The 15,887-nt window shown below is 64.9% G+C and carries 11 protein-coding genes; 5 read left to right on the plus strand and 6 right to left on the minus strand.

Features of this window, described 5'->3' with window-relative positions:
- Positions 1–28: 28 nt before the first annotated feature.
- Together ACWENQ_RS45040 and ACWENQ_RS45045 are read right to left on the minus strand one after the other, a co-directional pair.
- The gene (locus ACWENQ_RS45040) at positions 29–1,348 is read right to left on the minus strand and encodes an MFS transporter (RefSeq protein ID WP_452419680.1); all 1,320 of its coding nucleotides are present in this window, start codon (positions 1,346–1,348) and stop codon (positions 29–31) included.
- A 360-nt stretch (positions 1,349–1,708) separates the two neighbouring features.
- Complete coding sequence (locus ACWENQ_RS45045) at positions 1,709–3,082, minus strand: condensation domain-containing protein (RefSeq protein ID WP_449922801.1); 1,374 nt, start codon at positions 3,080–3,082, stop codon at positions 1,709–1,711.
- Between the two features lie 1,273 nt (positions 3,083–4,355).
- On the opposite strand from ACWENQ_RS45045, the gene ACWENQ_RS45050 reads away from it, so the two are divergent.
- Positions 4,356–4,778 (plus strand): hypothetical protein, encoded by a 423-nt coding sequence (locus ACWENQ_RS45050; protein WP_452419681.1) that lies wholly within the window; start codon positions 4,356–4,358, stop codon positions 4,776–4,778.
- A gap of 296 nt (positions 4,779–5,074) precedes the next feature.
- On the opposite strand, the gene ACWENQ_RS45055 is transcribed toward ACWENQ_RS45050, so the two are convergent.
- The 3 genes from ACWENQ_RS45055 to ACWENQ_RS45065 form a co-directional block, all read right to left on the minus strand.
- Complete coding sequence (locus tag ACWENQ_RS45055) at positions 5,075–5,941, minus strand: GHMP family kinase ATP-binding protein (RefSeq protein ID WP_449922805.1); 867 nt, start codon at positions 5,939–5,941, stop codon at positions 5,075–5,077.
- Between the two features lie 53 nt (positions 5,942–5,994).
- Positions 5,995–9,081, minus strand: coding sequence for a non-ribosomal peptide synthetase family protein (locus tag ACWENQ_RS45060; protein WP_449922807.1), 3,087 nt, complete (start codon positions 9,079–9,081; stop codon positions 5,995–5,997).
- 323 nt (positions 9,082–9,404) lie between these two features.
- A complete protein-coding gene (locus tag ACWENQ_RS45065) occupies positions 9,405–9,647 on the minus strand; it encodes a phosphopantetheine-binding protein (RefSeq protein ID WP_449922809.1) in 243 nt (80 codons plus the stop codon).
- Positions 9,648–10,305: 658 nt separating this feature from the next.
- Between ACWENQ_RS45065 and ACWENQ_RS45070 the strand changes: the two genes are divergently transcribed.
- The 4 genes from ACWENQ_RS45070 to ACWENQ_RS45085 are packed head-to-tail and all read left to right on the plus strand — an operon-like array spanning position 10,306 to position 14,927.
- Complete coding sequence (locus ACWENQ_RS45070; protein ID WP_449922811.1) at positions 10,306–11,340, plus strand: cysteine synthase family protein; 1,035 nt, start codon at positions 10,306–10,308, stop codon at positions 11,338–11,340.
- Positions 11,337–12,776, plus strand: coding sequence for an argininosuccinate lyase (locus ACWENQ_RS45075; RefSeq protein WP_449922813.1), 1,440 nt, complete (start codon positions 11,337–11,339; stop codon positions 12,774–12,776). Before ACWENQ_RS45070 ends, ACWENQ_RS45075 begins: the two co-directional genes overlap by 4 nt.
- Positions 12,769–14,004, plus strand: a complete 1,236-nt coding sequence (locus ACWENQ_RS45080) for an ATP-grasp domain-containing protein (protein WP_452419682.1) — start codon at positions 12,769–12,771, stop codon at positions 14,002–14,004. Before ACWENQ_RS45075 ends, ACWENQ_RS45080 begins: the two co-directional genes overlap by 8 nt.
- A 2-nt stretch (positions 14,005–14,006) precedes the next feature.
- Positions 14,007–14,927, plus strand: coding sequence for a TauD/TfdA family dioxygenase (locus ACWENQ_RS45085; RefSeq protein WP_449922816.1), 921 nt, complete (start codon positions 14,007–14,009; stop codon positions 14,925–14,927).
- Between the two features lie 9 nt (positions 14,928–14,936).
- Here ACWENQ_RS45085 and ACWENQ_RS45090 read toward each other — a convergent pair whose 3' ends face one another.
- Positions 14,937–15,755, minus strand: coding sequence for an IS5 family transposase (locus ACWENQ_RS45090; protein WP_452419683.1), 819 nt, complete (start codon positions 15,753–15,755; stop codon positions 14,937–14,939).
- Between the last annotated feature and the right edge of the window lie 132 nt (positions 15,756–15,887).

The raw sequence follows: 15,887 nt of genomic DNA on the forward strand, positions 1-15,887 counted from the left end.
CTGATACTCGCCGGGCCGATTCCCGGCATCAGACCGCGCACCTAGGAGGAGGGGGCGGGGCCTCGCCATCGCCCGAGGGGTCGCCACCGTCCGTGGAAGCCTGTCCGGTGAAGTGACGCAGTTCTGAGCTGAGCGAGGCCAGCGCGGCGGTCAGGCCGAGCAGCCCGCCCAGCGCGACGAGCGCCCCGGCGCCGCCCAGCGCTGCGGCCAGAGCCCCGCCGAGGACCGGCCCCAGGGGCTTGAGCGCCGTCCCGCCCAGGCTCAGGACTGCGCCCATCCGGCCGAGCATCGACTGCGGCACCATACGCGCGACGACCACGCCCATCACCACGTTCAGCGAGGGGGTCGCCAAGGTGATGAACACCAACGGGATCATCGGCCACCATGCCCCCCAGGGCAGTGCCGTGGCCGCCAGCGAGACGCCGAAGACCGTCACAACGGCCAGCAGTAGTTTGCCGGGAGGCAGGAGCCTGCTGATCCGGCCCGACAGCAGCGCACCGATCAGTCCGCCGATTCCGAGACCGGTCAGGACCACTCCGGTGAGGCGCGCATCACCACCGCGCTCACCGACGAGCACGATCAGCGGAATGAGAAACGCTCCGCCCAGCAGATTGAGAACCATCACCGCCGCGGTGACCTCGCGCAGGCCATGCTGGTGCCACAGCCATGCGAAGACCTCGGCCGCTTCCCGGCGCATGCCGCGCCGGCTTGGTCGCTGCTCCTGGCCGTCATCATCCCCTTCCGGGTTCTGCGGCTCGTCCGTCGGACGGCGCGGCACCTTCGCAAACACGTAGAACAGCGTGGCGGCGAGAAAGCTGATGGTGTCGGCGACGAATGGCACCGCCCGCCCCAGCCCGTACAGCACGCCGCCGAGCGGAGGGCCGAGGAGCCCCGCCGCGTGGGTACGGGCCTCCTCCTGCGCGTAGGCACTGTGCAGTTGGCTGGACGGGACGATGCCGCGGATCGCGGTGTCTTGAACGGGACCGATGAACGCGGCGCACAGCCCGTCCAGCACCGCCAGCGTGACGAACTGCCAGATCTCCACGCGGCCGATGAGGATGAGCACCGTCAGCAGCGCGGAGACAACCGCCTGGAGGCCTTGGGCCATGATGAGCGTGCGGCGGCGGTCCCACCGGTCCACCCAGACGCCGGCCGGCATCTGAACCGCGACGAAGGCGAGGGTCCGAGCTCCGGCGACGACGCCTGCCAGCCCAGGCGAGCCGGTGAGCGCCAGCACCAACAGCGGCATGGCGAGCCTGGTGAGCTCCGACCCCAATTGGGAGACCGCACTACCAATCCACAGCAGCTGAAAACGTACGTTTTTGCGCAGCGGAACGATGTCTGTCACGAAGCGTCTTCCTTGGATGCGAGCACGGTCACCCTGCTTGAGGCGCCATTTACGGAGGCGGTGGGTTCACCGGTTTCGGTTTCGGACAGGGACGGTCGGGACCCGGAGAAAGATACCCACCGGAGATGGTGCTGTCCACCGAATCGAACGGTCGACGGCAAACGCGCCTTCTTTTGGGTTCCTGTGACGACCGGCGAACTCGGAGGGGGAAGGTTTCGCGCTCTCGCGAAGGAGATCGTCGCTGACGCCGTTCCTGTCCTGATCACCGATGAGAGCGCGACCAGCGAGGAGAGGCGCTCCACAGGGGCCGATCAGAGATCTCGGACCGCCGCCGGTCGAGGCGGCTCCTCGCAGCGAAAGCTACCAGCGCCTTTCGACGGGCCAGCCGGCCAGGGTCGCGCCAAGGTTGGCGCCCAGCCACTCCGCGGTCTTGCCCATCGCGTCAAGGAACTCTTCGGCACGCCTCCGCCCAATCTTGTTCGACCAGTAGAGAGACGAGACGAACTCCCCGGCCTCCAAGCGACAGACGCACTCAAGCTCGAACTCCAGGACGGTACCCATCACTGGAATGTTGACACTCTTCACTCCGGGAAAAGACAGGCCCACCACTTCATCCGGGTCCTGCTCCAGCCCAAAAACCACTTGTACCACAGGCGGCCGATTGACCGGTCTCAGGGAGGGGGTCGACGCCACCACCGCGTCGAAAGGAAGGTCGCGCCACACCAGGCCCTTGAAGATGGAAGCGCTGACGGAGTGCAACAGCCCCTCGGTCGTCATGTCCTCACGCACGGACACTTCCACAGGCACCATGTTAACAAAACAGCCGAATTCGTTTCTCGTCGATTCGTCGCGAGTGCTCATCGCCACGCCGACGATAAAATCCGTCTCGCCAGAGAATCTACATAGAAGCCCCGCGAAGAGTGCAAAGAATGCACCGAAGTCCGTGATGCCGAGGGAGCGCGCGTACTCCAGGAACGAGCCAACTCTGTGCACCGGCACCGATAAGGAAATACTTCCCTCGATAGAGCCTTCGGCATCCGACGGCGGAAGGCTGATCACCTTCGCCGACTCCAGTTCGGCGACACGCTCGCGAAGCGCAGAGGAATACTCCTCGGAAGCCAGCCACAGCTGCTCGCGCCGAATACGCTCAACCGGCAGCCGGCGAACCGGCACATCGCCATTCAGTCCCTTCGAACATTCCTCATAGAGTCGGCTCAGCTCGCTGGACAATATCCTCGGAGACTCTCCGTCGGCGACAATGTGATGCATCAGCACCACCAAAACCAATCGGTCGACGTCAATACGTAAGGCCTTCGCGCGCATCAAGGGCGGATGCTCGAGGTCGAACGACAAGCTTTCCTGCTCAGATATCCATCGCTCCACATCCGCAGACGAAACCGGAACACCTGCTCTGTCCTCGACGTCGAGTACGCTCTCATTCGTGGCGGGAATCGTGAACTGCACGATCGCGTCTTCATCCTGAGACAGTCCGGTACGGAGAACCTCGTGTCGACGAACCAGGCCGCGGAACGCGGCGTCCAGTACCCCAAGGTCCAAGGCGCCCTCCAACAGGAAGGCGTAGGCATTGACATAGACGGACCCGTCCGACTGAAATAGGCAGCTGAGCCAGATGCCACGCTGCTCGCTCAAAGCGGGCCGATAAACCCGTTCCGTTGCGCTCGCCGGCATGACTGCGCTTCCGCGAGGCCGTCCGGGTTCGATATCGATGCCCAACGATGCTCCTTCGTCGCACACTCCGGCCTCACCGGCTCCTCGGCAATCAGGCGAACCGAAGTCCGCTCTTCTACTGCCTATCGCAGTCGCGGAGGCAATGCAAGCCATCTGCACTATCGCCTGCCGCATCAAAGCACGGAACCGACCTCTGCGCATCGGTCGCACCCGGAAACGGAGGCGCCAACCTCGAATTCTCAGGGACTCTGTTATGCGAGCGCCGCCCCAGTGCCCGGTCGCATGACGGACTGCGGCGTTTCCCGGGTTGTACAGGTCGACTTCCTCGGCCACGCGATCGGCCCTGCCGGCGTACATTCGTGAGCAGATGCAGGTCGTCGCCGCCGACTCGCCTGCCTCTTCCCGGCTGTCTTCGTCGGCACGGTTAAGGTTTCGGAGAACCAGCCGACTTTCAGGCGTCATCAAAGTCTTCCACCACACCCCCCGGAAAGCAGCGCCATTCACATTCTCAAACGACACCGGCCGATGCTCACCACCTCGCCCGGGATTGTGCGCCCGTACCCGTCGACTCCGAAGCAATGCGTCATATCGCAATAGTCGTCAACACCGGCAAGCCCGGGGATGTATGAGGACGAACAGCCAGAAACCGAACTCCTCCCCGAACGGCTCATGGGAACCTCGCGTCGGGGGTCAGGTCATTTGGCGCCGCACGCCGTCACGATTCCGTCCCTGAAAACAACGACAATCGAGAAGGAGTTTGACATGGATCCGGTCCTGAAGGCCGAGCGGGAATATGCGGCCACCACCCGCCGGGAGCTACGGCGAATGCGGGAGAGCACACAGGGGCTGTCTGCCGACGCGGCAGGCGACTCGCCTGGATCACAGGCGTCCCGGCAGGCCCTGGAAACGGCGTTGAACGACCGCGTCGCCGCTCTCGTCGATCACCCGACAGGCCGATATTCTTCGAGAGGCACAGCACTAGATGCAGCTGCGGGCTTTGGCGCGGCGCTGCGCCGGCGGCTCGGCCACGATTCTGGGGGATCTGGCGGACGCCACCGTGGGCAACACGATCCTGGGAAGGCGTCCTGTCGTGCCTCAACCTGAACGGTGAGGTCGGCGAACTCACACTGGGCGTTCGGGTTCCAGGCGAGGTCTCGCCTTTGCCGCACGACTTCTACCGTCCATCGCACCGTCGCTCGCCATTCCGCATTCGCTGCGCGCCGGAAGCGACTCGCTCCGCGTAGTACGCGTCTCCTCACTTGCGGAGCGGCTGTCCGCCGTCGTTGCCGAGGTTCTCGGCCGAGACAGATCGATCGGTGTGATCTGCTCGGAAGCCTCGGCGCCTTCGATGTCGGCCGCCCTGGACGCCATCGGCCATCGGGTGCTGTCGCCAGACAGCTCAGCGGTCGAAGGCGCCGAACGGGTGAGCGTACTCGCGGACAACATCGCCAAGGGCCTTGAGTTCGATCATGTGATTCTGCTGGAACCCGCCGAGATCGCGGCAGCAAAGCCCGCAGGGCTGGCCAGACTGTATGTGGCGTTGACTCGTGCCGTGATCTCGCTGACAGTTCTCCACGTCGCAACCTTCCGGAGCAGCTTCGCTGATCTTCCGGCGCCGACCGTCGCTCTGTCTACGCGATTCGGTGATCGTGGAGACCGTCCATCCGACGAGCGGCTCTCAGCGGAGCCGAGGCGACTCGGCCCTTCTCATCTCGGCCATTCGTACGCCATGGATACCTGACGGTCGCCGACACCATCCCGCCTGATGGCGTTACGGAGCCGCCCTCCATGGACGCGAAATCGCGCTGCCGGCGGTAGTGCGATTTCGCGGGCCGGCGTGCAGGGAGGTTCGCCCTCTGAGCGTGGCGAGGGATGACTCGCCCGGCATTACCCGGTCTTGACGAGCGACAGGACTCTGCGCGCCCGACGACAACGAGGAGGCAGTCCAGCATGCCGTTCAGGCCGTCGCCCACCTGCGCAGCCTCGCCCTGGAGGCATGAGCCCGGTGAACTTCGGTCCGGCGCGCCGATACACCGATCAGCCTGTCAGCGTGCGAAACAGATGCGTGTGTCCGGGCAGGGTGTTCGCCTGGTGAACCGCATGGGACAGCCGCGATCGATAGTCGTTCCACCTGGGATCCAACAGAATACCAATCATGGTTCCGCTGTGGCAGGCCACGAGCCCCAGGCCGCCGATACTCCGGGAGATGTCACTTAGCGCCGCAAAGTTGCGGTTCGGCATCCGGGACTGATTTAGAGCTGCGCTCAACGTGCTGATCCTACCGACTTCGGCCACATCAGCAGATTCGACCGCGCGGCCGAGCTCGTCGAGCAGGCGCTGGTAGTGGCGCCGCTCCCCCGCATCATAACCGGGCGCGCGGCTGTTGAACATCACCGTGTCCACCACCCCGCCCTGATCCACTGCCACCACCTGCAGGGCGGGAAGGCGGCCCAAGGTCCGCAGATGCTCACCACGACGATGATCAAAAGCCACGATTCCTGGGTGGATCACCCCGTCGGTGGGTTCGATGGCGGCCATCATCGCACCAAGTCGCGATAGCGGGATCCGACGTACGAGGGCCGCCATCACGGCGCGTGCCGTCGCCGCCATGTCAGCGGACGAACTGGCGAGTCCCTTTCCCATAGGGATGCTGCTGTGCAGAAAGAGCGAGCCGTCTGCCGAATGCCCCAGCTCGATCAAAAGCGCTTCGGCCAGCGCCGCGGCCTTCGTGCTGACCGCCGGATGCACTGTCAACCCGGCGCCAGGCGGTCGCAGTTCAAACCATGCACTCGACCAGCGAGCCATCGGCAGAGTGACGAGAAACCGCCCCTCACCACGGGCTTCGCCCGGCCCGGGTAAGGCTCCTTGCAGCAACTCACCAAAGGTGCCGTGCGCGGTGCCCATTCCCACTCGGCCGGCGGCAGGGTGAGGGCGGTCGATGAGGTGTCTGAGCGGCGTCATGACCGAATGCGTGAAGAACCGTGGTGCCGGTCGATCACATCGACAATCAGATCGGGATTGTGGCGGGCTATGTCGATCCCGCCGTCCGGGCCGGACGACGCCGGGGTGACGCCAGTGGGCGCTGAGGGAAGCGTCGGGTCGAGCGTGAGCTCGATGACCGGGCAGGCCAGACCGAAGTCTCCACCGAAGCCTTCGAATGCCTGCTCGGCCTCCGCCCAGTCGTGCCGCCACGCACGTGCGACGAAGGCCAGCCGGGCGGTGGTCACACCGTCGAACTCCACGTAGGCGCGACGGCGGCGAAGCCTGTCTGCGACTTCGTCGTCGGACAAGACGGTCGCGAGGGGATCCGCGTCCTCCAGGGCCACGATCACACCGCCCACCTCGATCCCACTGCGTTCCAGCGCCTGAGCGGTGAGTATGGTGGCGGCGGCTCCGGCCCCTTGACCCCACAGATAGAGCCCGGATCTGCCGCGCAATTCGTCGGCCAGATGCTCTGCCAGGCGAGGCAGCGAGATCAGCCTCTCGTGCGGACGGGCGAGGTCGTGCCCGGGTAACTCGACCGCCAACACCTGCAGACGATCCCCAGCTGCTTCGGCGAGCCGCTGGAAGTTGATCGCGTTGCCACCCGCGTCCGGCAGACAGAGCAATTCCGGCCGGCCCGTCCCTGCCCCGCTCAGTTCGTGGACATGGCGGACGGGAACGGCGTTGCCGGCCGCGCTCAGAATCTCCGCTTGATCGGCCAGCACGGAGTGGTTCAGCAAATCCGCCATCGCCAGCCGGTGTTCCAGCCGCAACAGGAGATGAATCGCCGACAGAGACGTGCCACCCAGCTCGAAGAAGTCGTCATACCGGCCCACCCTTCCGGCGGCCATGCCCAGTACCTCGGCCCACAAGGTGGCGAGTCGCTGTTCGGCCGGGGACGTCGGAGGTTCGAAGGCGCGGCGGTCGGCAGCCAGCGCGCCGGCGAGTCGCTGCAGCTCCGTCCGATCTGTCTTGCCGTTGTCGTTCAGCGGTAGCTCGGGCACCCGGAAATGATGGGCCGGAACCATGTACGCGGGGAGCCGGGCGGACAACAGGTCGTGCAGATCGATTTCAGTGAGGTCATCGGCGGACACGTAGAAGGCGACCAGGCGCCTGCCGTTGCCCTCGCCGACGGGGACGACGGCCGCGGCCGAGATTCCCGGGACGCTCTGCAACGCGGCCTGAATCTCCCCGATCTCTACTCGTAGCCCTCGAATCTTGATCTGGTCGTCTCGGCGGCCGAGGAACTCCAGTCGCCCCTCCGGCAGCCATCGGCCCATGTCTCCGGAGCGATACAGCGCCTCACCGGGAAAGTAGGGATCGGGGAGGAACACCTCGGCGGTGCGTTCGGGGTCGTTGACGTATCCGCGGCCGACGCATACGCCGGCGAAGACGATCTCTCCACGGGCTCCTTGGGGCATGAGCCGTTGCCGGTCGTCAACGACATAGACGCGCATGTTTCGCAGCGGCCGGCCGACGTTGACAATGGCCAGATCCCGGCGAGGGGGGCCATCCAGAATCTCATGCATCGTGTCGTCGCTGACTTCGGTCGCTCCGTAGGCGTTGATCAGGCGTACGCCTGGCACGACCGCGAACCAGCGATGCACCAGGTCGCTTTTGAGCGCCTCGCCCGTCACCGAGACCGACTTCAGACGAGGTAGCTCGACCGCCCCCGCCTCAAGGTGCGTGAGCAGCACCTCAAGATACGACGGCACGATCTGGATCGTGCTCACCCGATGCCGGATCAGCAGCTGCGCGAAGTCCTCGACCGTGAGCTGCTGTTCGGTATCGACGATCACGGTTGCCCCTCCGACCAGTAGCGGAGCGCACACCTGCCAGAGTGAAATGTCGAAACACGGCGAAGCGGTTTGCGCCACGACGTCCTCGGGCCCCAGATCGTGGTCGTCGACCTTGGCCCAGAGGTGGTTGATCATGCCGTCATGGGCACAGACTGCGCCCTTTGGGCGACCGGTCGAGCCTGAGGTGAAGTAGACATATGCATTCTGGTGGAGTGCCGGTGTCGGCAATTCGACGCCATCGGCTTCACGGCTCAGGAGATCGTCGATCGGCAGCACGACACCCGACCAGGCCGATTCGGACACGGCACTCATCAATGAGCCGCCGTCGGCGTCGGCCAATGCCACCGTGCATTCGGCGCGGGCGAGTTGATCCTCGACGCGAGAAGGGGGAAAGTCCGGCCGGACGGGCAGGTACACGGCGCCGGCTTTCAGCACCCCGAGCAGAGCCACCACCCAGGCAGGATGGCGTCCACTCACCACAGCCACCGCCTGCTCGGCTGTGACGCCTTGACTACGCAGGTGAAGGGCCACTCTTTCGGAGGCCGCATCAAGCTCGGCGTAGGTCAGGGCATCTGTGCCGTGATGGACGGCGAACCGGGCGGGATGGGCTGCCACACGGGCCCGGAAGGCCGAAACGAAGCCGTCTGGGCCGTTGTCTATCCGCGGCCCGCACAGATCTTCCAGTTGGTAGCGCCGCTCCTCGTCGCTCAGCATCTCCGCCAGGTCTGCCGTGGCGTCCGGTTCGGAGAGCGCCATTGTGAGCGCGAAGACCAAGTAGCCCAGAACGCGTTCGGCGGCGATTCGCGATACGCGAGCTGTGTGGGTGATGCGAAGGTGCCCGTCGGCGACGTTGAACCGAATCAGCAGATCGGCCGCGTCGGAGGTCGCGGCACCGTAGAGGTCCACCGCGCTGTCTGGACGGCCGTGCAAAGGAGTATGGCGTAAGGCGTCGCCGAGAGCGCTCCAGCCGGTGTCCGCGACCCGCCCCTGAACGCACACCGCAGTGCCGTCCGGGGTAAAGCACGCTGTCACCACGTCCGGCTCGCCGACACACCGAGAAAGGACAGCCAGCCACGCGGACAACATCAACCGTTCAAGGGCCGCGGGATCTTGGGCAACACGCTGGAGCTGTTCGTGTAGCGGCGCCGGTAGCGTCCGCTCCCGGCTACCCTGACCTGGCTCCGCTTCCGGTAGAGCCCAGGGCGGCAGCGGCGTGGTGGGTGAAACGACGCCGGAAACGAGTTCCGTGTCTGCGTGGCTCATGCACTTCCCCGATCGACGGTTCCGCTGCTCAAGATCTTTTGCCTCCGAAAGAAACAGGATACGAGCATGGTCTGGGCGAGAGCCGAAACGACCGGCCACAGTCTTGTTTGCCGCCAGAGCAGATGTTCACGTCGCCTAATCAGCGGCGGGCGACGCCGGCTCGAATCAAACATTGGTCAGAATTCGGAGGACGCTCGCAGCGTGGATTGACCGGGCCGGCCAGTCTTGTCCTCGCCCTCCCCTCCCGATATGAGGAGTAGGGCAGACGCCGTCAATCGCCTTACTGGGAGTCGCGGTCCTGTTTAGAAGACGGTTTACCCCCGCTAGTCCGGGGCCTGGAGCAACTTATTGGCGATACCCCGAATGCTTCTACCGTCAAACACGAACTCGTACTTGATTTCGACACCCTCTGCCTGGAGGGAGCGCACAAGGCGGACGACGAGCAGGGAGTGGCCCCCGAGGAGGAAAAAGTCGTCATCGGGACCCACGGTGTCGCGCTCAAGCACCTGGGCGAACGTTTGCCCAATGAGCTTCTCCAAGTACTCGCGACCATGCTGCACTCTCACACCACCTGCCCATCGACAGAGTCCTCAACGCCCTCAACGCGGTGCCGGGGCGGGATCCGGATCTCGAAGCCGCCGCAGGAAGCATCCGCACATCAAGGCGCCCGCTCGAGCACACTACTGATAGTTCAACCTCGCTAGTCAGGATAGTTGGTACTAGTCGTTACAGTAAGAGGATTTTTGCGCTTTTTCGGGCACTTGTGGGATACTGGCCTCTCGCCGCCCGGTCAGGTGAGTCGCATCACGACTCAGGCGGCCCGCCTTGTTCGCTATCAGTTGGATAAGCACTGGATACGAGTCGGTCCCAGTCCCTGCAGCAACCCGAGACGGTCGTGGAGACTGCCATGCAGAGTTGGCGAGGTCGGTGCGATGGTCAAGCCTTCTCCGGAACGCTCGACCGCGATCGGCAAGAACGCGCGGGCCGCCGATGCTCGTATCCGGCGGATCCTTCGCGGAGCGCTTCTGCGTTCTCTGCGGCACGCTTCCGGATGAATCCTCGCGCCGACGAGTCGGCCGCAGTATCCGCGTTCAGGACGTCGACACCACCTATGCCCGCAGGCGCATCGTGACGGCCGACGGCCTAAACCACTAACACATGGCTTGGATCGATCACGCTAGACGAAACTGTGGCCTCGCAGAAAGACAAGCAAACATAGTGGCCATGCTCCAACACGAGCCCGCCGTCAACGCCGCCAGTATGGACCTGCTGCCGCATATCGTCCCGTTGGGGCCTGCCCTCTGGGGCGCTTCATTCAAGCTGATGAAGATGCTGCCCGCCCATTTCATCGTCGAAGCAGGGGTCGCCGACGGGCAGATCGGCCCGAATACCCTGATCGTTGAATCCACCAGCGGCACCTTCGGCCTGGCCCTGGCGATAAAGGCCGCGCTCATCGGGCGTCGGCTCACTTTGGTCACCGACCCCGCCATGGACGAACGGCTCTGCCGCCGCGTGATGGATCTGGGGGCGACCGTGGAGATGTGCTCGACGCCGTCGGCGCTCGGCGAGTTCCAGACGGTGCGCCTGGCCCGGCTGCAAGCGATCAGAGAACGGAACCCCGACACCTTCTGGCCCCGGCAGTACGACAACCCGCTCAATGCCGCCTCGTACGCTTCGCTGGCCGATCATCTGATCGGGCTGCTGGGCGAGGTGGACGCCCTAATCGGGCCAGTGGGCTCCGGTGGTTCGATGAGCGGCACCGCGCTTCACCTACGACGACGCAATCCTGGATTGGCTGCTGTCGCCGTAGACACACCCGGCAGCATTCTGTTCGGTCAGCCCGACCGGGTTCGAGAACTACGCGGACTGGGCAACAGCGTCCTGCCGGGCAACCTCGACCATTCGCTGTTCGACGAGGTGCACTGGTGCCCCGCCGCCGACGCCTACCTCCACACGCGCCTGCTGCATCGCGAGCATGCTCTCTTTCAAGGGCCGACCTCTGGAGCGGCCATGGCGGTAGCCCGTTGGTGGACTGCCCGCAACCCCGGTATGCGTACGGTCGTCTTGCTGCCTGACCAGGGCGACCGCTATTTGGACAGCGTTTACCACGACGCCTGGCTAGATGCCGACCCCGTTCGCATGCACGTCACATCCGAGCCGATCGAGGTGAAGCGGCCGGGCAGCGAGCCTCACTGGACCTGGATGCGGTGGGCGCGCAGGAGGTTGGCCGAAGTCAAGGACGGGCCGGTGACCCCGTGACGCGGCCGGGACAGCACTCCACCGACACCGGGCGTATCAAGGGCGGGTTGTCGGCCAAAGCACATCGCCTCTACTACGGACCGCGCGACGACGCCGGTGACCGGGAAACGCTCCATCTGATAAGTCGCGTCGACCGAGCCCATCTGGTCATGCTGGCGGCGCAGGGGATTGTTCCGCGAGACAAAGCGGCCGTGATTCTCCGGACTGTCGACAAGGTCCAGGCGGATGGCTTTTCCTCCATCCTGGCACGCCCTCGACCGAGAGGCCTTTACCTCGCCTACGAGCAGGCACTCAGCGAGCTGTGCGGATCAGAAGGCGGCGGGCTGCTTCACACCGCCCGTTCCCGCAACGATCTCAACGCGACGACCACACTGCTCGGTCTGCGCACGCAGGTCCTAGAGGTCTTGGCTGAAGGTTGCCGCCTGCTCACCGCATTGCTCTGTTCGGCCGCTCGGCACCTGGACACCGCAATGGTGATCCACACCCACTATCAGCCTGCCATGCCTATAACCTACGGCTACTATCTGACGGGCGTGGCTCTGGCGTTGCAGCGTGACATGAATCGCTTGCTTCACTGCCTGCGGTCGATGCGCCGGTGTCCTCTAGGGGCGCATGCGGTGGCCGGCACCGATCTACCTTTGGACACCGCATACACGGCCATCCTGCTGGGCTTCGACACGGGTCCGCTGCACGCGATAGACGCGATCGCCTCACGGGATCTGGCGGTGGAAGCCCTGGGAAGCGCCGCCAACCTGGCGGTGACGGTGACTCGCCTGGCTTCCGACCTGCAGTTGTGGAGCACCGCAGAACTCGCCGATCTGGAATTCCCCGACTGGCTGGTGGGCAGTTCCTCAGCGATGCCGCAGAAGCGCAATGCCTTCCTGCTGGAGTATCTGAAGGCGCGGCCCGCCCGGGTGGTCGGGGCTTGGGTCGCTGCGGTCACCGCGATCAAATCCGCCCCTTTCACCAACTCGATCGAGGTGGGGACAGAAGCGATGGCCCCCATCGCTCCGGCGCTGGAAACGGTGCGGAAGGTGCTTGCCATGGCCGCGTTGACCGTGGCGGGAGCGCGGCCACGGCCGCCTGAGACCGGAACCGGAAAGGGCCGGGATTTCGTCGACGCCACATTTCTGGCCAACGAGCTGGTGAGGCACGGGATCCCCTTCCGAGAGGCCCACGAGCGCATTGGGGCTGCCGTACTGGACGCGTGGAACGGGGACGGTGAATGGCCCCCGCAAGGTATGGAGACATGGGATCTGCTGGCCGTCGCCGACAGAACCCGCTATGGCGGCGGGCCGGGCAGTCGCTCGGAGGCGTTGGCATCGGCCTGGGAGTCGCGCCACAACCTTCGACGAGAGATCACGCTCATGCGTACGAAGGAACAGCAGGCGAGCATGCTGCTACAACAAGCGGTATCGGCGGTCTGCGATGACTGACACGGTCGTGTTTGTCGAAAGCAACACCACAGGAACCGGAGCTCTGTTCGCCGAACGAGCCCGCGCGCTGGGGCTGACGCCACACGTTCTCTGTGCGGATCCGCTGCGCTATCCGTTCCTGACCGAGTCAGGCATTCCTCACCTTGTTTGCGACACCGAATCGCTGCCTGACGTGCTGGCCGGCATTCGGAGCCTGGGAGATCGGCAGCGCATCGTCGGCGTGACCTCCAGCTCCGAGTACTACATCGCCGCAGCCGCGCGTGTCGCCGCAGCGCTGGGTCTGCCGGGTGAAGACCCGGAAATCCTGACCTCTGCCCGGAACAAGGCCTATCAACGCCAGTGCTTTGCGGCGCACGACGTGGGCACTCCCGGATTTCATCTCGTCCACTCCCCCGAGGAGGCCGCCGCGGCTGCCGTGAATCTCGGCATGCCGGTGGTGGTCAAGCCGATCAGTCGATCCGGTTCGATCGGCGTCCAACGCTGCGACACCGCGCAGGAGGTCTCCAGGCACACCGCGGAGCTTCTGTCCGTTCTCGTCGACGAACGCGGCCGACGGCTGCCCGGCGCGGTCCTGGTCGAATCCTATGTCGATGGTTCCGAGTTCTCGGTGGAGTTGATGGCGGGAGAGGTGTGTGCCGTGGTGGCAAAACACGTCGATCAAACCCGCGGGTTCTTGGAGATCGGTCACGACCTGCCCGCCTGTATCGACCCCGACACCGAGAAAACGCTGACGGCCGAAGCTCGGAAAGCGGTCGCCGCCCTAGGGCTGAGATGGGGCGCATCCCATGTGGAAATGCGCATCGTAGACAGCAGAGCGTATGTCATCGAGGTAAATCCACGGCTGGCCGGCGGCATGATACCGGAGGCTCTGCTCGCCGCCACGGGGCGGGATCTGATCGGCGAACACATCTGCCGGACGGCGGGACGACCGGTCGGGCGCCATGCGAGCAGGCAGGGCTTTGCCGCCATTCGCTTCGTGGTCGCCGACGAGGACGGCGAAGTGCGCACGGTATCCCCCGTATCCGAGGCTCTGGATTCACCAGGTGTGGTCGCCGCCGCCGTATCCGCCTTCCCCGGACAGGTGATCGTCCGTCAGGGCTCATTCTTGGATCGACTGGGTTACGTGATCACTACCGGAGACAGCGCAGAGCGCGCCGGCGAGCTGGCCGACCAGGCTGTCACGATGTTGAAAGTTGAGATTGTGCCGCCGCGTGCACAGGAGGCGTGACTATGGCCGGATCAAAGCACACCTCAAGGCTCGCGGTGGCAGCACGGACCGACGTGGAGGCCGTCGGCCATCCGGATGTGTTGCTCGCGGATACCGGAGCGCTGCTGATACGAGGTGCGGGGATCACGGACGCGGCGGCCCTGGTGGACTTGGCCGCTCGGATCGGCCTGACCGCCGTTGCGCAGGTCGAGCCATTCGCGGCACGGCGTGATCTGGGTTCCGGCGTCTGGTCGCAACCTGCCTGGCCGCGCACATCGCCGATGTGCATGCATCACGAGCTCGGCTGGATGCTGCGGCCACCGCCGTACCTGTTGATCGCCTGTCGACGGCCGCCGGCGTCCGGCGGGTGCACTGGCGTGGCCGACGGCCGCCTCGTCCTGTCCGAGCTACCCGAGCGGCTTGTCGATCGAGTGCGGCGACACGGCTGGACGTTGATACGCCGATATGCCGAAGGCCCTCTTGGGATGTCCTGGCAGCAGGCCTTCGGCGGTCTTGACGTGGCCGGAATCGAAGCCTACGCCGCAGCGGAGGAGATAGACCTTGACTGGGCATCGGACACATTGATCACTCGCCGCAGCCGCCCGGCCCTCCGCCTCACCGGCCGCGACCGAGTAGCGGCCTGGTCTAATCTTCTCGCCTTTTGCAGTGAGTGGACCCTGGATTCCGCACTACGGGAGTACCTGGTTTCATCCATGGGCCAGCTCGGGCTCCCGTTCCAGACCACGCTCGGTGACGGATCGCCGTTCACGGCAGCCGACGTGGAAACGGTCGACAGCGCTTACGACCGCGTCACGGCGTATGTGAGCTGGCATGCCGGAGACGTGCTGTTGTTGGACAACATCCGAACCGCGCACAGCATGACACCTTTCACCGGCGACAGGGAAATGCTGGTCATGCATGCCGTCGCGAGTGAGCGTGCTTAAGAGCGTGTCCTATGTGGTGAGCCGGATGAACCGCTTGTAGCAGCACAGAGCAGCAGCCAGACCGAGAAAGGCCAGGTAGTTGCCGGAGTAGCGTTCGTAGCGGATGGTGAGCCGACGATAGCCGGTCAACCAGGACATAGTGCGTTCGATCACCCAGCGATGCCGGCCTAATCGCTGGCTGGACTCGACTCCCTTGCGGGCGATACGCACCGCGATGCGCCTGCCGCGCAGCCATCGGCGCAGGTCATCACGGTCATAAGCCTTGTCTGCGTGAAGCTTTCCGGGCTTGATCCACCGGCCGTGGCGAGGGTCGCGTCTCGTTTGAAGCTCGGTCACGACGGGTTGGAGGGCTTCGCTGTCGTGGGTGTTGCCAGATGAGACACCGACCACGACATGCAGTCCGGACCGGTCGGACAGGACATGCATCTTGGAACCCGGCTTGCCCCGGTCCACGGGGCTCGGGCCTGCAAGTTCGCCCCCCCTTTTGGCCCGCACGTGGGCGGAATCGAGCACGACACGGGAGAGGTCGAGCAGGTCGGCGGCAGCGAGTTCGTCGAGCACCGCCTGGTGCAGCTTGGCCCATACGCCGGCCCGTGACCAGATCAGAAGGCGGCGGTGCGCGGTGGACTTCGATATCCCGAAACACGGTGGCAGGGCCCGCCACGCACATCCACTCACCAGCACGTAGACGATGGCCGCGAACACCGCTTCATCAGGCGTGTTCCGCGTCCCACCGCCCTGTGGACGCACCCGCGCCAGCGGTAACGACGGCCGGGCGATCTCCCAGAACCCGTCCGGGACGGTCCACCCCCACTCGTTCCTTCCCATGCCCTCTTAACGTCCGGCTCACCACATAGGACACGCTCTAGGAGCTGTTTCTTAGATCTCCTGACGGTGAGCGCTGGTCTTGTCACTCTTGGCATATGGGTCGTGGTGATCTGACGAACGCCGAGTGGGAAC

This window comes from Nonomuraea sp. NPDC004354, assembly GCF_053602555.1.

Bases quoted from the DNA above. Each gene is read 5' to 3' on its own strand.
- ACWENQ_RS45055 (WP_449922805.1), bottom strand. From the start codon at position 5,941: ATGGGCACCGCGCACGGCACCTTTGGTGAGTTGCTGCAAGGAGCCTTA.
- ACWENQ_RS45060 (WP_449922807.1), bottom strand. From the start codon at position 9,081: ATGAGCCACGCAGACACGGAACTCGTTTCCGGCGTCGTTTCACCCACC.
- ACWENQ_RS45070 (WP_449922811.1), top strand. From the start codon at position 10,306: ATGCTCCAACACGAGCCCGCCGTCAACGCCGCCAGTATGGACCTGCTG.
- ACWENQ_RS45080 (WP_452419682.1), top strand. From the start codon at position 12,769: ATGACTGACACGGTCGTGTTTGTCGAAAGCAACACCACAGGAACCGGA.
- ACWENQ_RS45085 (WP_449922816.1), top strand. From the start codon at position 14,007: ATGGCCGGATCAAAGCACACCTCAAGGCTCGCGGTGGCAGCACGGACC.
- ACWENQ_RS45090 (WP_452419683.1), bottom strand. From the start codon at position 15,755: ATGGGAAGGAACGAGTGGGGGTGGACCGTCCCGGACGGGTTCTGGGAG.